This window comes from Klenkia taihuensis, from assembly GCF_900112525.1.
Lineage (GTDB): Bacteria > Actinomycetota > Actinomycetes > Mycobacteriales > Geodermatophilaceae > Klenkia > Klenkia taihuensis.
This window is the reverse complement of the sequence record NZ_FOMD01000003.1, coordinates 120341-137349: the sequence shown is the minus strand read 5'-3', so window position 1 is coordinate 137349 and position 17009 is coordinate 120341. Positions and strand designations below refer to the sequence as shown.

Below are 17009 nucleotides of genomic sequence, written 5' to 3'. Positions count from 1 at the left end.
GGGCAAGGCCAGCGTGGTCGTTCAGCCACCAGCGGCCCGATCCCCGACCGTCCCGCCCTGGAGGCAACCCCCTCGTGACCGACCAGTACACCTTCACCAACCCCGTCGACCAGTACCGCACCGACGGCTACCCCGAGCAGGGCATCGACGAGCCGGGCCTGGAGTCCGAGCTGCAGGTGCGCGCCGACCACGGCGAGGACACCTACCGCGGGACCGGCCGGCTGACCGGCCGCAAGGCGCTGGTCACCGGCGCCGACTCCGGCATCGGCCGCGCCGCCGCGATCGCCTACGCCCGCGAGGGCGCCGACGTGGTGCTGAACTACCTGCCCGAGGAGCAGTCCGACGCCGAGGCCGTGGCGAAGCTGGTGGAGGACGCCGGCCGCAAGGCCGTGCTCGCCCCCGCCGACCTGTCGGTGGAGAGCGAGGCCCGCCAGCTCGTGCGCACCGCGGTCGAGGAGCTGGGCGGCCTGGACGCGCTCGTGCTCGTCGCCGGCAAGCAGGTGTGGGTCGACGACCTCGCCGACCTGACCAGCGAGCAGTTCGACGCCACCTTCAAGACCAACGTGTACTCGGTGTTCTGGGTGGTGCAGGAGGCCGTGCCGCACCTGCCGCCGGGTTCGACGATCGTCACGACGTCCTCGATCCAGGCCTACTCCCCCGCACCCGGGCTGGTCGACTACGCCACCACCAAGGCCGCGATCAACACCATCTCCAAGGCCCTGGCGCAGCAGCTGGCGCCCAAGGGCATCCGGGTCAACGTGGTCGCCCCCGGCCCGTTCTGGACCCCGCTGCAGGCCTCCGGCGGCCAGCCGCCGCAGAACCTGCCCGAGTTCGGCAAGGAGACCCCGCTGGGCCGCGCGGGTCAGCCCGCCGAGCTGGCCGGCGCCTACGTGTACCTCGCCTCGGCCGAGTCGGGCTACACCGTCGGCGAGACGCTGAACGTGAACGGGGGCATGCCCACCCCGTGAGCACCTCCCCGGACGAGGCGGGCGTCCAGACGCGAGGCGCCCGCCCCGCCCCGGCGCACCTGCGCTGGGGCGCCACCGGTCCCGGGCCGGTGGACGAGCGCGACGACGACGGCTACGCCGACCTCCGCACCTACGCGGCCATCGGCGACGGCCGTGCGCTGGCCCTGGTCGCCCGCGACGGCAGCATCGACTGGCTGCCGCTGCCCGCCATCGACGCCCCACCGGTCTTCGGTGCCCTGCTGGACGCCGAGCACGGCGGCTGCGTCGAGCTGCGGCCGGTCGAGGAGTTCACCGCCGAGCGCGAGTACGTGCCCGGCACCAACGTGCTGGCCACGACTTTCCGGACGGCGTCGGGCAGCGTGCGGGTCACCGACGCGCTCAACACCGGGGTGGCCGGCCGGCTGCCCTGGTCGGAGCTGGCGCGCCGCGTCGAGGGGCTGTCCGGCACGGTGCGCCTGCGGGCCGCCGTCCGGCCCGGCACGTGCCTGGGCACCGCCTCCCCGTGGGTGCAGCAGACCGTGCACGGCGCGGTGCTGCGGGTCGACGGCCTGACCATGGCCGTGCGCACCCTCGGCGAGGACCGGGTGGTCACCGGCGACCAGCGCATCGACGTGGAGTACACGGCGACGCCGGGCTCCCGTGCGCTGCTGGGCCTGGTGGCTACCGAGCGGGAGCCGCTGTTCCTGCCCGACCCGGCCCTGGTCGACGTCGGCATCGACCGGACGGTCGAGAACTGGGCCGCGTGGGGCGAGGAGTTCCGGTGGGAGGGCGACTTCGACCGGTCGGTGCGGCGCAGCGCGCTCGCGCTGAAGCTGATGATCCACGCCCCGAGCGGCTCCATGGTCGCGGCCGGCACCACCTCGCTGCCCGAGGACCTCACCGGCGGCAAGAACTGGGACTACCGCTTCGCCTGGGTGCGCGACTCCGCCTACGCCCTGACCGCGCTGTTCCGGTTCGGCCTGCGCGAGGAGACGCACGGCGCCATGAGCTGGCTGCTGGGCACCATCCGCCGGCACGGCCCGGAGCCGCGGGTCTGCTACACCCTGGACGGCGAGCTGACCGACGGCGTGCACGAGCCCGACGTCCCGGGCTGGCGCGGCATCGGGCCCGTGCAGTCGGGCAACGCCGCGGCGCAGCAGCTGCAGCTGGGTGTGTACGGCGACCTGTTCTCGATCGTGTCGCTCTACGTCGAGCACGGCAACGTCCTGGACGCCGAGACCGGCCGCTCGCTGGCCTCGATCGCCGACACCGCCTGCGACCGCTGGCGGCAGAAGGACGCCGGCATGTGGGAGCTGCACGAGCCGCAGCACTACACGACGTCCAAGCTGGGCTGCTGGCAGGCGCTGACCAAGGCCGTCGAGCTCGCCGAGGCCGGCCAGATCCCCGGCGACCCGTCGCGCTGGCGGGCCGAGGCCGCCCGGATCCGCACCTGGGTCGAGGAGAACGCCTGGGACGACGACCGCGGCGCCTACCTCTGGTACCCCGGCAGCGACGGCCTGGACTGCTCGATCCTGCTGCACGCCATCAGCGGCTTCGACCGCGGCGAGCGGATGAGCTCCACCCTCGACGCGCTGCGCCGCGAGCTCGGCGCCGGCCCGCACCTGTACCGCTACACCGGGATGGACCGCGAGGAGGGCGTGTTCCTCGCGTGCTCGTACTGGATGGTCTCGGCGCTGCAGCTGTGCGGGCGGGGCCGCGAGGCGCGCATGCTGATGGAGGAGCTGGAGGGGACGGCGAACGACGTCGGCATGCTGGCGGAGATGCTGGACCCCGCCGACGGGGCGTTCCTGGGCAACCTGCCGCAGGCGCTGTCCCACCTCGCGCTGGTCAACGCAGCCATCACGCTGGAGGAGCACACCTGATGACCCTCACCACCGACGTCGTCGACACCCTGCGGGGCGCGGTCCCGGCCGACCGGTTGGTCACCGATCCCGACGTGCTGGCCTCCTACGCCCACGACGAGGCCGAGTGGGCGCCGTGGGAGCTGCCCGCCGCGGTGGTCCGGGCGCGCACCGCGGAGGAGGTGCAGGCCGTCGTCCGGGCCTGCATCGAGCACCGGGTCCCGGTCATCGCCCGCGGCGCCGGCACCGGGCTGTCCGGCGGGGCCAACGCCACCGCCGGCGCCGTCGTGGTCTCGCTGGAGGCCATGGACGCCGTGCTCGAGGTCGACGAGCTGGAGCGCTTCGCCGTCGTCCAGCCCGGCGTGGTCAACGACGACCTGCGCGCGAAGGTCGCCGAGCACGGCCTCTGGTACCCGCCGGACCCGGCGTCCTCCCCCTGGTCGACCATCGGCGGCAACGTAGCCACGAACGCCGGCGGCGTGTGCTGCGTGAAGTACGGCGTCACCCGCGACTACGTCCTGGGTCTGCAGGTGGTCACCGGCACCGGCGAGCTGGTGCGCCTGGGCCGCCGGACGGCGAAGGGCGTGGCCGGCTACGACCTCACCGGGCTGGTGGTGGGCAGCGAGGGCACGCTCGGCATCGTCACCGAGGTCACCGTCAGGCTGCGGCCGCTGCGCGACCCCGAGCGCACCGTCGCCGGCTACTTCGACTCCGTGGTCGCCGCCGGCGAGGCCGTCACCGCCGTCGCCGCCGCCGGCCTCACGCCGTCCGCGCTGGAGCTGGTCGACCGGCACTGCCTGGCCGCCGTCGACGCCTGGAAGAACATGGGCCTGTCCGCCGACGCCGAGGTGGTGCTGCTGGGCCGGGTGGACACCCCCGGAGCCGCCGGGGACGACGAGGCGCAGGCGCTGCTGGCCGCCTTCGAGGCCGGCGGCGCGTCCTGGGCGGCGGTGAGCACCGACGCCGAGGAGGCCGACGCGCTGTTCGCCGCCCGCCGGCTGGCCTACCCCGCCCTGGAGCGGCTGGGCCCCCTGCTGACCGAGGACGTCTGCGTGCCCAAGGCCGCCGTCCCCGCGATGCTGGCCCGCATCGAGGCCATCGGCGCCGCGCACGACGTGCGCATCGCCAACATCGCGCACGCCGGGGACGGCAACCTGCACCCGCTGCTGTCCACCCCGCCCGGCGACGACGCCGCCCGCGACCGCGCCCTGCGGGCCTTCCACGAGATCATCGCCGCGGCGCTGGAGATGGGCGGCACGGTCACCGGGGAGCACGGCGTCGGGCTGCTCAAGCGCGACGGCCTGGCCGCCGAGGTCTCGCCCGCCGTGCTGGACATGCACCGCGCGGTCAAGGCCGCCTTGGACCCGCACGGCATCCTCAACCCCGGCAAGGTGTTCTGACCTGCGCAACCCGGGGTTACCGGCGCCTCGGACGGGCACAACCGGGCCGTGCAACGCGACTACGACTACCTGATCATCGGCGCCGGCATGGCGGCCGACAGCGCAGCCCGCGGCATCCGCGAGCTCGACCCCGACGGCAGCATCGGGATCGTCGGCGAGGAGGTCGACCCGCCGGTCGCCCGGCCCTCGCTGTCCAAGAAGCTCTGGACCGACCCCGAGTTCACCCTCGAGAAGTCCTGGCTCGGCACCGACGAGACGGGCGCAGCGCTGCACACCGCCACCCGCATCCGGTCGGTCGACCGCGCCGCCCGCACCGCCACCACCGAGGACGGCGACGTCTTCGGCTACCGCCGGCTGCTGCTGGCCACCGGCGGTCACCCGAAGCAGCTGGACCTGCCCGCCGACGACCGGGTCGTGCACTTCCGCACGATGGAGGACTACCGCCGGCTGCGCGGCCTGTCCGGCGAGGGCCGGCACGTCGCCGTCGTGGGCGGTGGCTACATCGGCACCGAGCTCGCCGCGGCGCTGGTGCAGAACGACACCCGGGTCACCTTCGTGTTCCCGCAGGAGTTCGTCGGCGGTTCCTCCTACCCGCAGGAGCTCGCCGAGCAGCTGTCCGAGGAGTACGCCGCGCACGGCGTCCAGCTGCGCCCGGGGACCCGGGTGACCGGCGGGTCGGCCGACGCGGACGGCGTCCACCTGGAGCTGTCCGACGGCAGCACCCTGGACGTCGACGGCGTCGCCGTGGGCCTCGGCATCCAGCCCGCCGTGCAGCTCGCCGAGGACGCCGGCCTGCCGGTCGAGGACGGCGTCGTGGTCGACGCGTACGGCCGCACCGAGGACCCCGACGTCTACGCCGCCGGCGACGTGGCGAGCTGGCCGGACCCGATCCTGGGCCGCACCCGGGTGGAGCACGTGGAGAACGCCACCGACATGGGCACCGCGGTCGGCAAGGTGATGGCCGCCGACGCCACCGGCGCGCAGGCCGAGCCCTACACGCACACGCCGAGCTTCTACTCCGACCTGTTCGACGCCGGGTACGAGGCGGTCGGCACGCTGTCGGCCGACCTGGACCTGGTCACCGACTGGAAGGTGCCGCCGGGCACCGGGGAGACCGCGCAAGGTGTCGTCTACTACCTCGAGGGCGACCGGCTGCGCGGGGTGCTGCTGTGGAACGTGTGGGACAGCACCGACGCCGCCCGCGAGCTGCTCGCCGCCGAGCGCGGCTACACCGCCGACGACCTGGTCGGTGCCATCCCCACCGACTGACCTGCCGCGGCGTCCCCGGCCCGGCCGGGGACGCCGCCGGTCAGAGCGGGCCCAGGCAGTAGACGGTGCCCGAGCTCGACGTGCTCCCGGTGTCGCCGTACCAGATCTGGCGGACCACCCCGCGGTACTGGGAGCAGGTGCTGTCGTCGGAGAGGAACTCCGGGTAGGACAGGTCGTCCCGCTCGTCGTCGGTGCCCAGCAGCCGGTAGGCGGCCGCCGAGCTGTCGCAGTCCACCGTCTCGATCGCGTTGTCGGCGTCCACCGAGACGCACTCCCCCGAGCTGGGCCCGCGGCCGGTGAACACGAGGACCAGGACGGCGACCGCGACCAGGGCCACCACCCCGGCGACCAGCCCGATCAGCCGGCCGGAGCCGGGCCTGGCCGGCGGTTGCCCCCAAGGTTGCTGCGGGTACTGCTGCTGCCACCCGGGCTGCTGCCACCCGGGCTGGGGCTGGCCGGGCTGCTGCCAGCCGGGGCCGGGGGTGCTCATGGGTCCTCCGTCGTGCCGTGCTGCTCGGTGCCGGGTGGCCGCCGGGGGCATCGTGCCCGTCCGGCCCCGGAGACGCCACCACCCCGGCGCCGCGCGGCGCCGGGGTGGTGGGGAGGTGGCTCAGCTCAGGAGACGGGCTCCAGGCAGATGCCGGTGCCCTTCTCGTCCGGGTCGGTCTCCGACACGGCGTAGGCCGCGGAGTCCGGCCACTGGTCCAGGCACAGGTTCGGGTTGTTCTGCAGCTCGTTGCCGCTCACGTCGTCGACGGTGCCGGCCACCCGGTAGGCGGCCTCGTCGGAGTCGCAGTCCACGACCTGCAGGTTGGTGATGCTGTTGTCGGTGCAGTCACCGGCCTCGGGCAGCCCGCCGCCGAAGATGCCGTTGCGGAACAGCGCGATCACGATCGCGACCACCACGGCGCCGGCCACCAGGGGCAGCCGCTTCTGCCACGCCGGGCGCTCCTTCTTCGGCGCCTCGCCGGAGAACTGCTGACCGCCCCAGGGCTGCTGCCCCGGCTGGCCCGGCTGACCGAACTGCTGCGCCTGACCGGGCTGACCCGGCTGGCCGAACTGCTGCGGCTGGCCAGGCTGACCGGGCTGGCCCCAGCCCTGCTGGCCGGGCTGCTGCTGACCGCCGGGGGGTGCCCACTGCTGGCCCTGCTCGCCCGGGGTGCCGGACTGCGGGCTGCCCTGCGCGCCGGGCTGCGGGGCGCCGGGACCCTGCTGGCCGGACGGCGGCTGCTGGCCCCACCCCTGCTGGCCGGGGTTCTGCGGCTGGTCGCCTGAGCCGGGAGTGGTCACGGAATGTCCTCCAAGGGGTTCGACGGGCCAGGAGATCATCCCCGTCGGACTGCTTGGTCCGCACACCGGGTGCGCACAGGGTCACCCACCGGTGGGAACCGACCCGCGGCCCGGCTCGTGGACCAGGGCATGGACGGTCTGCGGCTCGTGCTCAACCTGGTCTGGCTGGTGCTGCACGGGTGGATGCTGGCAGTGGCCTACCTCGTCGCCGGTGCGCTGGCGTGCCTCACGGTCGTCGGCATCCCCTTCGGCATCGCGGCGTTCCGGCTGGCGTTCTTCGTCGTCCTGCCCTTCGGCCGGACGACGGTGCCCGCTCCCGGAGCGGGCGTCGCCTCGGCCCTGGGCAACCTGGTGTGGTTCGTCCTGGCCGGGTGGTGGCTGGCGTTGCTGCACGTGCTGGCCGGCATCGCGTTCTGCCTCACGGTCATCGGCATCCCGTTCGGCGTCGCGTCGTTCAAGCTGGCCGCGGTCGGGCTGTTCCCGCTGGGCAAGCAGGTGGTCGAGACCCGGGCGCCCAGCTCCTGGTTCGGCGCGGGCCAGGCCGTCGCCCGTTAGGCGCTGGCCTCGTCGTGGGTCCGGTGGCCGACCGCGCCGCCCGATCTACGCGAGGGCGAACGCGGCTGCGCCGAGCAGCAGCCGACCCGGCAGCGCGCCGGCGTCAGAAGGGTGGCGGGCCGTCGGCGACCTGGCCCCGGGCCAGCCCACGCACGGCATCGCGTCGGTGCCGCGTCGCCGCGGAGGCCGCCGCCGGTGCCGCCCCACCGGGCCGGGCCGGCTCGTGCTCGTCGACCCACCCGAGCACCGGTGGCGGGCGGGTGCTGATGGTCTGGCCGGTCGGGGTGACCCAGGTCAGCCCGGTGCCGTCGCGCTCCCGGGACAGCGTCCACCCCGGCGCCTGGTGCGACAGGCGGTGGTGGTGGGTGCACAGGCACGCGAGGTTGCACTCGGCGGTCTCCCCGCCCTGCGACCGGGGTTGCTGGTGGTCGACGTCGCAGACCCTGGCGCGCACCCGACACCCCGGGAAGCGGCAGCGTCGGTCGCGCAGCCGGACGAAGACGTCGAGGAGTGCACACGGCCGGTATGCCTCGGCCGATGGCGGTGGCCCCAGACCGCTGCCGTCCCGGGCCGCCCGCCGCAGGCCCGCGACGTCGGTCAGCGCGGCGAGCTCCCCGGTCTGCTCGTCGGCGACCGCGATCCGCGGGACACCGGCCAGGCCGATGCCGCCAGTCCTCCGTGCCGCGAGCAACCGCGCGGGCGGACCAGCGTCGGCCCCCTTCCCACGCGCCTCGGCGAGGCCGGCGTCGATGGCCTCGCCATCGACGGCCGCGCCGTCGCGCAGCAGGCCGAGCGACCGGAGCAGGTCCCGGACCATCGCCGCCGGCACCACGTCGCCGGACACCTCACCCGGCTCGTCGCCACCCAGCAGCGTCTGCAGAGCCACGACCACGGTGACCTCGGCCTGGACCGCGGTCACACCGTGCGCACCCGGGTCGAGCACCAGCGCCACCAGGCAGTCGGCCATCCGCTCGCCGGCCGAGCGGTCGTCGTCGGGCGTCCGCGCCCCCCTCGCGTAGCCCCGCAGGCAGTCCTCCACGGCCCGGGCCACCGGGAGCGGCAGCGTCGCGGCGAGCGTGGCCATGCCGTCGGCACCAGGGTGCACGGCCACGGAACGGTCGCGCACCGCCTGCGCCACCCGGCGGGTGATCGCCTCGGCGTCGGCCTTCATCACCCACCGCCGCACGACCGGGCGCCAGTCGGATGCGGTGCGCCCACCGGCCCGCCCGACCAGGCCGGCCTGGGCGCGGTCGCGGAGCTCGGGCGACAGCCCGCCGAGCAGGTCGCAAGCCACCCGCACGTGGTCCCAGGTGATGCGCCCGTCGTCCAGCGCCGCCAGCACGAGTGGCAGCCGCTCGACGAGGAGCACGCACTCGGTGAGCAGCTGCTCGGCCCGCCGCGTGGTGAGGGTCAACCCGGCAGCCACCTCGTCGACGCAGAACTCGCTGACGGTGGTCAGCGCGTCGGGCCGACGGGCACGGGAGTCGCGGGCCTGGGACCCCACCGCGTCGTCGGGGAGGTCGAGGGCGGCCGGTCGGCGGGCGGCGAACGCGGCGAGGGCGCGCGCCTGCTCCGCCTGCGCCGCCCCGACGGTGCGCTGGGCAGCCCGCGCGACGTCGAGCAGGGCGGCATCGGCATCCAACCCCGCCCGGAACGCCGCCAGGCCGTCATCCGCACCGGGAAGGACTCGTACGCGCACGGGCCGCCAGCCGCCCGGCGGCGGGACCAGGACGACGGGCACCGGCCAGCTCCGCCGCACCACGAACCCCGGCGGCGCGATGCCGAGGCGGGACCGCAGGTCCGCCTCGAGCACCGAATCACTTCGTTCGAACACATGTTCGATTCTACTGCAGCGATCGACACCTGGCCAGCCAGCTGTGGACAAGGCGCCGGGCGCGGTGACCGGCTGCGCGGACGGGCCGACCGGCGGACGATGGAGGCATGACCACCGCTACCTGGAACGGCACCGTCATCGCCGAGTCCGACGACATCGTCACCGTCGAGGGCAACGCCTACTTCCCGCTCAGCTCCGTGCGCGAGGGCGTGCTCACCCCGACCGACACCACCAGCCACTGCCCCTGGAAGGGCGACGCCAGCTACTTCTCGGTCGAGGCCGGCGGGCAGACCAACACCGACGCCGCGTGGACCTACCGCGAGCCCAAGGAGGCCGCGAAGGAGATCACCGACCGCGTCGCGTTCTGGAAGGGCGTCGAGGTCAGCTGAGGGCGATCAGCTGACGGTCTCGCGCTCGGCGGCGACCCACACCGGGGCGGCGTCGGGCGTGAGGCCGGCCAGCTCGGCCGCCGTCGGGCCGTCGTCGACGGGCTCGGCGACCTCGCCCTGCCACGGCGAGGGCTGCTCGAGCAGCAGCAGCGCGTGCTGCGCGGTGACCAGGCTCGGGGCCGCGTCGGCGATGACCTGCAGGTCGCCGTGCAGCTGCTTGTGCACCGTGCCCAGCCGGCGCAGCGCGGCGCGGCAGGAGGCGCGGTCGCCGGTCTCGGTCCAGACCAGCTGGTCCACCAGTGCCCGCTGGTCGGCGACGGCGTCGGCGAAGTCGGTACCGCCGGCCAGGCGGTTGAGCAGGTCGAGGTGGGCCTGGTGCCGGAACCCGGCGGGCTCGCGGCCGGGCTCCCGCTTGGTGCCCACCCACGCCCGGTGCGCGGCCAGGCCGTGCTGGGCGAAGCGGCGCTCGGCCTTGGCGGCGAACCGCTGGTCGCGCAGCTCCCAGGTGGCGTGGCTGTCGTCGAAGCGGAAGAACAGCAGGGCGAACCCGCGCCGGTTGAGCTCGCGCATCCGGGAGAACGGCAGCGGGACGACGTCGCCGCCGACCGTGCAGCAGTACAGCGCGCGGTCGGTCAGGACCGCGGTGCGGGCGACGTCCTCGGCGGGGGCGTCGAGCGACTCGGTGAGCGGCACGCAGTCGGTGACGGCCAGCACGGACTCGCCGTCGGCCAGCGCGGACACCAGCCGTGTCGGCGCGCGTCGTGTTCCCCAGCTCACCTCTGCGTTGTCGGCCGACACGCCGGTTCCTCAAGCCGAACCGACCCCCACGGGTGACGGAGGCCAGCCATCGGGGGGACGGCGGGAAAACCACGCGCGCGCAGCGTGAGGAGCAGGTTGACTCCACCGGCCCCCACCCCACCGACCAGGGAAGGACCATGCACACCATCAACGGACGCCTGCTCAGCTGGGCGTCCATCCTGGAGGACAGCACCCGGGAGCAGGCGCTGCTCACCGCCCGGATGCCGTTCATCCACCCGCACGTCGCCCTCATGCCCGACGCCCACCTCGGGCTCGGCGCGACGGTCGGCTCCGTCATCCCCACCGACGGCGCGATCATCCCGGCCGCGGTCGGGGTCGACATCGGCTGCGGCATGGCCGCCGTCCGCACGCAGTTCACCCGGGCCGACCTCGACGGGCGCGACCTGGCGCCGCTGCACGCGCAGATCAGCCGGTCGGTCCCGCTGTCCGCCGGCGGCCGGAACCAGAAGGTCCGCGCGTCCGCCGAGCCGCGGATCGAGGAGCTCCGCGGCATGCCCGGCGCCGCGCAGGCCGACGCCGTGGCGAAGCACTGGCCGCAGCAGCTGGGCTCGCTGGGCTCGGGCAACCACTTCATCGAGATCAGCCTCGACGAGTCCGACCGGGTCTGGGCGTTCCTGCACTCGGGCTCCCGCGGTGTGGGCAACAAGCTCGCCCAGAAGCACATCGCGGTCGCCCGGGAGCAGTGCCGCCGGCGGTTCGTCGAGCTGCCCGACCGGGACCTCGCCTACCTGGTGGAGGGCGAGCCGGAGTTCGACGCCTACCTCGAGGCCCTGCTGTGGGCGCAGCGGTTCGCCCACCTGAACCGGGAGGAGATGGTCGACCGGGTCCTCGACCAGCTCGGCCGGTTCCTGCAGGCCGACGTCGAGCGGGCCGAGTCCGTGCGGTGCCACCACAACTACACCGCGCGGGAGCGGCACTTCGGCCGCGAGGTCTGGCTGTCCCGCAAGGGCGCGATCTCCGCGCGGGCCGGTGAGCCGGGGTTGATCCCGGGCTCGATGGGTGCGGCCTCCTACGTCGTGGTCGGCAAGGGCGACCCCCGCTCGCTGCACTCGGCCCCGCACGGGGCCGGGCGGAGCCACAGCCGGACGGCGGCCCGCAAGCTGTTCGACCGGGCCGACCTCGACGCCCGGATGGCCGGTGTCGCCTGGGGGCACTCGGACGCGTTCCTCGACGAGCACCCCGACGCGTACAAGCCGATCGACCAGGTGATGGCCGACGCCGCCGACCTCGTCGAGGTCCGGCACACGCTGCGCCAGGTCGTGAACGTCAAGGGCAACTGACCGCGCAGCACAGAACAGGCGAGGCCCGCACCCCCGGAAGGGTGCGGGCCTCGTCGTCGTGCGGGGTCCGGGTCAGCTGACGCCGACGGCCTCCTTGGCCAGCGCGGCGAGCTGGGTCTGCGCTGCCGAGACGACCGACGCGCGGTCCTTGTGCTCCTCCTCGTACCGGATGACGGCCTCGAGGTCAGCGGCGTCGTCGAGCTTCTTGACGGCCTCGACCGCCTTGCCGACGGTCAGCTCGTCGTACTTCGGGATCGGCAGCTCGGCCGCGTCGAGGGCGCCGAGCTCCCGACGGGTCTCGTGCAGCGCCTCGGCGGTGTCGCGGGAGCCCTGCTGGCGGGCCTGCTGCTCGGCCTCCTTGAGCGAGGCGTTGCGGCCGACGGACAGGGATTCCCGGACCGCGCCGGCGATGGTGGTGGCCCGGGCCGCCGCGGCGTCGATCTTGGACTGCGCGGCGTCGGCGGCCTGCTGGGTGGTGTCGATGACCTTGTTCACCGAGTCGGCCACGTAGCGGGCCGGCATCGAGGCCAGGCGGGTGGCGCCGCCGGCGACGCGCTGCAGCGGGGTGGCCCGCAGCGCGGCGGGGCCGCCGAGGGCGGTCTCGGCCAGCACGACGGTCAGCCACTCGACGGTGGCGGTGTGCGCGGTGACCAGCCGCTCGGCCAGCCGGACGACGCGGGGCAGCTCGGCGGTCTCGGCCAGCACCTTCAGGTAGGTGGCGCGGTCGAGCAGCTGGTGCTCCAGCGAGAGGTCCGACAGCAGGGCCTCGTCCAGCGGGCCGGCCTGCTCGACGGTGGCCTTGACGACGGCACCCAGCCGGCCGAGGGCCGGGGTGACGACGTCCGGGACGCCGCCGAGCTCGCGGAGGGTGCGGGTGATGGCCTCGGTGCGCGAGGCGGCGTTGTCGGCGTTCTGCTGCAGCTCGCGGCGTACGGCGTCGGTGCGGGCCTGCGCGGTGCGGGTGCGCGCGACCTGCTCCTCGGTCTGCGTGAGCAGGAGGAGGGCGCGCAGCTGGGCGGTGAGGACAGTGGTGTCGGCCATGACGTCTCCCTGGGGTGTGGACTCGGTGGGCCACCCCGGTCATGCCCCCTGCTAGCGATAGCAAGCACGCAGCTAGCGGTGTTCTCCGTCACCCCGTCGTGTGACCAGCGGGGCCGGTGGGACGACGGGACCAGCGGACACGGGTCGCCTCCCCGGACGGCGCGCCACCCGGCGGCACCCTGGGCGCATGGGGTTCGTCTACGGCACCGCGCGGGCCGAGGTGATGGTCGGCTCGCTGGTGGGCGCCGGTGCGCGCCCCACCCTCATCGGGCCGGCGCACGCCACCATCGGCAGCGCCGCCGGCGGGCGCCGCAACGCCCTGTGCGGGGCGTGGGTGACCCACGACGACGACCTGCCGTGGCCGCCGGACCCCGCCGAGGTCGGGACGCTGTGCCCGACCTGCGACGAGCTGTCCTACTGGTGACCCTCAGGCGCTGACGGTCTCCATCGCCTCGGCGAGCAGCTGCACCGAGCGCAGCCGCTGCTCCACCTGCGAAGAGGCGTGCCCGACGATCAGCTCGTCGGCGTCGGCGAAGCGGCGGAACTCCACCAGCTGCTCGCGCACCTGGGCGGGCGTGCCGACGGCGGAGTGGGTGAGCATCGAGTCGACCTGCCGGCCCGCGCCGGACTCCATGAGCAGGTCGGTCTCGGCCTCGGTGAACTCCTTGCCCCGGCCGAACAGGCGGGTGGCCCGGTCCCGGCGCATGACGGCGAACTGGGCGCGGGCGTCGTCCTCGTCGTCGGCGGCGACCACGTTGACACCGGCGATGACGTGCGGGGCCGCGAGCTGCTCCGAGGGCTGGAAGTCGCGCCGGTAGATCTCGACGGCGGCCTGCAGCGCCTGCGGCGCGAAGTGGGAGGCGTGCCCGTAGGGCAGGCCGAGCGCGGCGGCGAGCTGCGCGCCGAAGGTGGAGGAGCCCAGGATGTACAGCGGGACCCGCGAGCCCTTGCCCGGGACGGCGTCGACGCCGGGCACCCGCGTCTCGCCGGCCAGGTAGGCCTGCAGCTCGAGCACGTCCTGCGGGAAGCGGTCCGACGAGCGCGGGTCGGTGCGCATCGCGTACATCGTGTTCTGGTCCGAGCCCGGCGCGCGGCCCAGGCCGAGGTCGATCCGGCCGGGGTACATCGCGTCGAGGGTGCCGAACTGCTCGGCGATGACCAGCGGCGAGTGGTTGGGCAGCATGACCCCGCCCGAGCCCAGCCGGATCGTCGAGGTGTGCGCCCCGACGTGGCTGATGAGCACGCTGGTCGCCGAGGAGGCGATGGACTCCATGTTGTGGTGCTCGGCGTACCAGACGCGGGTGTAGCCGTGCTGCTCCGCGGCCTGCGCCAGCGCGACGCTGTGCGCGATCGACTGGCCCACGGTCTCCCCGCGGGCGACGGGGGCGAGGTCCAGGACGGAGAGCGGGAACGACATGGTGCGACCTCTCGACGGGGGTGGATCACCAGGGGCAGCGCAGCACCCCGCCGCGTTGTTCCCTCAGCGGCCCGACCAGCGCGGCGCCCGCTTGTCCAGCTGCGCCGCGATGCCCTCCTTGCGGTCCTCGGAGGTGTAGGGGTTCGGGCCGACGTCCAGCCGCAGCGCCTGCCACAGCGGCAGCTCCAGGCCCTTGACCGCGGTCTGCTTCATCCGCCGCACCGAGACCGGCGCGTTGGCCGCGACGGTCGCGGCCAACGCGAGCGCGGTGTCGAGGACCTCCTCGCGCGGGACCAGCCGGTTGACCAGGCCCCACCGCTCCAGGACGTCGCTGTCCACGTAGGCACCGGTGTAGAGCATCTCCAGCGCGATGCCCATCGGGATGCGCTTGGGCAGCACGACCGAGCCGAAGTTGGCGCCCATGCCGGTCTTCGCCTCGGGCAGGCCCATCGGGACGCCGGGTGCGGCCACCCGCAGGTCGCAGGCCAGCGCCAGCTCGAACCCGCCGGCGACCGCGGCGCCGGTGATCGCCGCGACGACCGGCACCGGGCACTCGGTGACCACCTCGAACAGCGACCGGCCGGGCCGCTCCATCGGCGGGCGGAAGGGCTCGCCGCGGTCGTCGGCCGCGCGGATCTCCTTGAGGTCGAAGCCGGCGCAGAACGCCGGGCCGTTGCCGGCGAGCACGACCACCCGGGTGCCGTCGCTGCCCACGGTGAGCAGCTCCTCGACCAGGTCGGCCTGCAGCGCGGAGGACAGCGCGTTGCGCCGCTCGGGCCGGTCGAGGGTCAGCAGTCGGGTGTGGTCGCGGGTCTCGACGACGAGACCGGACTCGTGCCGCACCTCAGGCCGGTCGCGGGCCGGCGAGCTGGCGGGCGGTGTCGGCCGCGCCGGTGTCCAGGCCGCCGGGGCCGCCGCGGCGGTGCAGCTCGAACTGGTCGCGGATCCACTGCTGGTGGGCGTCCCAGGCCAGGCCGGGGTCGCCGTCGAGCGCGGTGGCGATGTCGGCCCAGCTGGCGCCCTCGCGCAGGGCGGCGTGCATGCCCAGGTGCCGGCTGTCGTGCGCCTTGCGGTAGACGACCTCGCCGAGCGCGAGCAGCTCGAGGGCCTCGTGCCGGTCCAGCGAGGTGCCGGTGTTGCGCAGGTCGGCGAGGAAGTCGTCGGCGTCGTCGGGGGCGGTCGCCTCGACCACGCCGGCGTCGCGCCGGGAGAGGAAGTCGATGCGGTTGGCGGCGACCTGCAGGGTGACCTCGTCCTCGAGGTCCCGGGGGCTGATGGTCATGCCGACAGCTTCTCCCACTCGTAGCCTGCCCGCATGGCTGCCCGCACCGCGTCCGGATCCGTCGTCGTCCCCGCCCCGCCGTCCGAGGTGTTCGCCCTGCTGGCCGACCCGCGGCGGCACGCCGAGATCGACGGGTCGGGCACCGTGCAGAGCATCGTGGACGCACCCGAGCGCCTCGAGCTGGGCTCGACGTTCTCGGTCGCCATGCAGATGGGCGCGAAGTACCGGACGACGAACAAGGTGGTGGAGTTCGAGCCCGACCGGAGGATCGCCTGGAAGCACTTCGCGCCGCACCGCTGGCGCTACGAGCTGGAGCCGGTCGAGGGCGGGACCCGGGTCACCGAGACCTGGGACGCCTCCCGCTACAACGCGGTGACCTTCCTGCCGGTGCGGGCGCTGGGGTTCCCCGCGAAGGCGCAGCAGGGCATCGACGGCACCCTGCTGCGCCTGCGCGAGCGGTTCAGCTAGCGCACGGGGTCAGTGCTTGCGTGCCCGCTTCGCACGGGCGTCGGCGACGAACTTCTTGGCCTTCGCCTGGTTCTCCGGCTTGCGGGCCGCGGCGATGACCTTCTGGGCCGCGGCACCCTTGAGCAGTCCACTGAGCATTCCCATCGGGTGCCTCCTGAGGTCGTGTCGGTGATGAGGTGGGTCAGTGCCCCGCCCGCACCAGGTGCACACGGCAACCGTTCAGCCGACCGCCCGGTCGACCGCGGCGCACATCAGGTCGTAGGCGGTCCGGGTCATCCGGCCCTGCGGGGCGATGCCGTCGAAGGCGTGCGGGACACCGGGCAGCAGGTGCAGCTCGACCGGCACGTCGGCGTCGACCAGCCGGCGGGCGTACTCCAGCGCCTCGTCCCGCAGCGGGTCGTTGCCGGCGACCACGAGGAAGGTCGGGCAGAGACCGGCGAGGTCCGCCGTCCGGTTCGGGAAGACGTAGGCGGGGTCGTCGGTGCGGCCCTGCCGCACGTTCGCGACCACCTGGGCGACCTGCGCGCCGGTGATGACCGGGAAGGCCGGCGCGATCCGCGAGGGGTGCTCGCGGTCGTCGGTGTTCGGGTAGAGCGCCAGCGCCAGCGCGGGGACGACGTCGCCCCGGTCGCGGCCGATCTGGGCCATCGACAGGGCCAGCGCTCCCCCTGCGCTGCTGCCGGTCACCACCACCCGGGTGGGGTCGACGTCCTCGCGGGCGGCGGTCCAGCGCACGGCGGACCAGCAGTCGTCGAGGATGGTCTCGGCCGGGACGTCGGGGGCCATTCGGAAGTCGACGCCGACCCCCACCGCGCCGCAGCGGCGGGTGAGCTCCACGCAGCGCGGGTGCTCGGTCTCCAACGACCCGAACGACCAGCCACCGCCGTGGAACAGCACGTACGCCGGACGGTTCGGGTGCGGCGTGGTCGGGCGGTAGACCCGCACGGTGACCTGGTGGCCGTCCGAGGCCGGCAGCGTGGTCTCGCTGATGTCCACGCCCTCGACGGAGTCGGGCACCGGCCCACGGGCGCGGGCGGCGGTGATGAACCCGCGGTCGGTCATGTCGACCGCGCCGCGGGCGGTGAAGGCGCTGGCGGCCATGGCGGCCGCGACGTCGGTGTCGAAGGTCTCCGAGGCGCGTGTCACACCCCGACCC

Annotated in this window: 19 protein-coding genes; 9 read left to right on the top strand and 10 right to left on the bottom strand. The window is 74.5% G+C overall.

The features are described 5' to 3' along the window. Positions 1-74 precede the first annotated feature (74 nt). Genes BM158_RS12750 through BM158_RS12735 form a run of 4 tightly spaced genes read left to right on the top strand, consistent with a single transcriptional unit; the run spans position 75 to position 5478 of the window. Complete coding sequence (locus BM158_RS12750) at positions 75-968, top strand: SDR family oxidoreductase (protein WP_091559310.1); 894 nt, start codon at positions 75-77, stop codon at positions 966-968. Then, positions 965-2830: a glycoside hydrolase family 15 protein gene (locus tag BM158_RS12745; RefSeq protein WP_207506538.1), complete on the top strand. Its 1866-nt coding sequence runs from the start codon at positions 965-967 to the stop codon at positions 2828-2830. The genes BM158_RS12750 and BM158_RS12745 overlap by 4 nt, the downstream gene beginning before the upstream one ends. Continuing rightward, entirely contained in the window at positions 2830-4209 is a 1380-nt protein-coding gene (locus tag BM158_RS12740) for an FAD-binding oxidoreductase (protein WP_091559307.1), read from the top strand. Before BM158_RS12745 ends, BM158_RS12740 begins: the two co-directional genes overlap by 1 nt. Positions 4210-4257: 48 nt before the next feature. Further along, positions 4258-5478 carry an NAD(P)/FAD-dependent oxidoreductase gene (locus BM158_RS12735; protein ID WP_091559303.1) on the top strand — a complete coding sequence of 407 codons (1221 nt, stop codon included), beginning with the start codon at positions 4258-4260 and terminating at the stop codon, positions 5476-5478. 40 nt (positions 5479-5518) lie between these two features. On the opposite strand, the gene BM158_RS12730 is transcribed toward BM158_RS12735, so the two are convergent. Both BM158_RS12730 and BM158_RS12725 read right to left on the bottom strand, forming a co-directional pair. Continuing rightward, a complete protein-coding gene (locus BM158_RS12730; protein ID WP_091559299.1) occupies positions 5519-5968 on the bottom strand; it encodes an LppU/SCO3897 family protein in 450 nt (149 codons plus the stop codon). Between the two features lie 125 nt (positions 5969-6093). Then, entirely contained in the window at positions 6094-6768 is a 675-nt protein-coding gene (locus BM158_RS12725; protein ID WP_091559296.1) for an LppU/SCO3897 family protein, read from the bottom strand. A gap of 129 nt (positions 6769-6897) precedes the next feature. Here BM158_RS12725 and BM158_RS12720 point away from each other — a divergent pair, with 129 nt between their 5' ends. Next, positions 6898-7323, top strand: coding sequence for a YccF domain-containing protein (locus BM158_RS12720; RefSeq protein WP_091559293.1), 426 nt, complete (start codon positions 6898-6900; stop codon positions 7321-7323). A 103-nt stretch (positions 7324-7426) separates the two neighbouring features. On the opposite strand, the gene BM158_RS12715 is transcribed toward BM158_RS12720, so the two are convergent. Beyond that, positions 7427-9136, bottom strand: coding sequence for an HNH endonuclease signature motif containing protein (locus tag BM158_RS12715; protein ID WP_165628921.1), 1710 nt, complete (start codon positions 9134-9136; stop codon positions 7427-7429). 128 nt (positions 9137-9264) lie between these two features. Here BM158_RS12715 and BM158_RS12710 point away from each other — a divergent pair, with 128 nt between their 5' ends. Then, positions 9265-9546: a DUF427 domain-containing protein gene (locus tag BM158_RS12710; RefSeq protein ID WP_091559285.1), complete on the top strand. Its 282-nt coding sequence runs from the start codon at positions 9265-9267 to the stop codon at positions 9544-9546. A 6-nt stretch (positions 9547-9552) separates the two neighbouring features. Here the strand turns inward: BM158_RS12710 and BM158_RS12705 are convergent, their stop codons facing one another. Next, positions 9553-10287: a hypothetical protein gene (locus tag BM158_RS12705; RefSeq protein ID WP_091559281.1), complete on the bottom strand. Its 735-nt coding sequence runs from the start codon at positions 10285-10287 to the stop codon at positions 9553-9555. A gap of 194 nt (positions 10288-10481) precedes the next feature. Between BM158_RS12705 and BM158_RS12700 the strand changes: the two genes are divergently transcribed. After that, positions 10482-11645: an RtcB family protein gene (locus BM158_RS12700; RefSeq protein ID WP_091559279.1), complete on the top strand. Its 1164-nt coding sequence runs from the start codon at positions 10482-10484 to the stop codon at positions 11643-11645. A 72-nt stretch (positions 11646-11717) separates the two neighbouring features. Here BM158_RS12700 and BM158_RS12695 read toward each other — a convergent pair whose 3' ends face one another. After that, positions 11718-12686: a hypothetical protein gene (locus BM158_RS12695; protein WP_091559275.1), complete on the bottom strand. Its 969-nt coding sequence runs from the start codon at positions 12684-12686 to the stop codon at positions 11718-11720. Between the two features lie 187 nt (positions 12687-12873). Between BM158_RS12695 and BM158_RS12690 the strand changes: the two genes are divergently transcribed. Then, entirely contained in the window at positions 12874-13110 is a 237-nt protein-coding gene (locus tag BM158_RS12690; protein ID WP_091559271.1) for a hypothetical protein, read from the top strand. A gap of 3 nt (positions 13111-13113) precedes the next feature. Here the strand turns inward: BM158_RS12690 and BM158_RS12685 are convergent, their stop codons facing one another. From BM158_RS12685 to BM158_RS12675, 3 genes are all read right to left on the bottom strand, one after another. Then, on the bottom strand, positions 13114-14103 hold the full coding sequence (locus BM158_RS12685) for an LLM class flavin-dependent oxidoreductase (RefSeq protein ID WP_091559267.1): 990 nt from the start codon (positions 14101-14103) through the stop codon (positions 13114-13116). Between the two features lie 63 nt (positions 14104-14166). Further along, entirely contained in the window at positions 14167-14946 is a 780-nt protein-coding gene (locus BM158_RS12680) for an enoyl-CoA hydratase/isomerase family protein (RefSeq protein WP_091559263.1), read from the bottom strand. 1 nt (position 14947) lies between these two features. Continuing rightward, the gene (locus BM158_RS12675; protein ID WP_091559260.1) at positions 14948-15385 is read right to left on the bottom strand and encodes a hypothetical protein; all 438 of its coding nucleotides are present in this window, start codon (positions 15383-15385) and stop codon (positions 14948-14950) included. Between the two features lie 33 nt (positions 15386-15418). On the opposite strand from BM158_RS12675, the gene BM158_RS12670 reads away from it, so the two are divergent. Further along, positions 15419-15853: an SRPBCC family protein gene (locus tag BM158_RS12670; protein WP_091559258.1), complete on the top strand. Its 435-nt coding sequence runs from the start codon at positions 15419-15421 to the stop codon at positions 15851-15853. A gap of 9 nt (positions 15854-15862) precedes the next feature. On the opposite strand, the gene BM158_RS22715 is transcribed toward BM158_RS12670, so the two are convergent. Together BM158_RS22715 and BM158_RS12665 are read right to left on the bottom strand one after the other, a co-directional pair. Then, positions 15863-15997, bottom strand: a complete 135-nt coding sequence (locus BM158_RS22715; protein WP_268247895.1) for a hypothetical protein — start codon at positions 15995-15997, stop codon at positions 15863-15865. Positions 15998-16072: 75 nt separating this feature from the next. Continuing rightward, positions 16073-16999, bottom strand: coding sequence for an alpha/beta hydrolase (locus BM158_RS12665; protein ID WP_091559254.1), 927 nt, complete (start codon positions 16997-16999; stop codon positions 16073-16075). Positions 17000-17009: the final 10 nt, after the last annotated feature.

Bases quoted from the DNA above. Each gene is read 5' to 3' on its own strand.
- BM158_RS12700 (WP_091559279.1), top strand. From the start codon at position 10,482: ATGCACACCATCAACGGACGCCTGCTCAGCTGGGCGTCCATCCTGGAG.
- BM158_RS12690 (WP_091559271.1), top strand. From the start codon at position 12,874: ATGGGGTTCGTCTACGGCACCGCGCGGGCCGAGGTGATGGTCGGCTCG.
- BM158_RS22715 (WP_268247895.1), bottom strand. From the start codon at position 15,997: ATGGGAATGCTCAGTGGACTGCTCAAGGGTGCCGCGGCCCAGAAGGTC.
- BM158_RS12730 (WP_091559299.1), bottom strand. From the start codon at position 5,968: ATGAGCACCCCCGGCCCCGGCTGGCAGCAGCCCGGCCAGCCCCAGCCC.
- BM158_RS12740 (WP_091559307.1), top strand. From the start codon at position 2,830: ATGACCCTCACCACCGACGTCGTCGACACCCTGCGGGGCGCGGTCCCG.
- BM158_RS12675 (WP_091559260.1), bottom strand. From the start codon at position 15,385: ATGACCATCAGCCCCCGGGACCTCGAGGACGAGGTCACCCTGCAGGTC.
- BM158_RS12695 (WP_091559275.1), bottom strand. From the start codon at position 12,686: ATGGCCGACACCACTGTCCTCACCGCCCAGCTGCGCGCCCTCCTCCTG.
- BM158_RS12685 (WP_091559267.1), bottom strand. From the start codon at position 14,103: ATGTCGTTCCCGCTCTCCGTCCTGGACCTCGCCCCCGTCGCCCGCGGG.
- BM158_RS12670 (WP_091559258.1), top strand. From the start codon at position 15,419: ATGGCTGCCCGCACCGCGTCCGGATCCGTCGTCGTCCCCGCCCCGCCG.
- BM158_RS12720 (WP_091559293.1), top strand. From the start codon at position 6,898: ATGGACGGTCTGCGGCTCGTGCTCAACCTGGTCTGGCTGGTGCTGCAC.
- BM158_RS12710 (WP_091559285.1), top strand. From the start codon at position 9,265: ATGACCACCGCTACCTGGAACGGCACCGTCATCGCCGAGTCCGACGAC.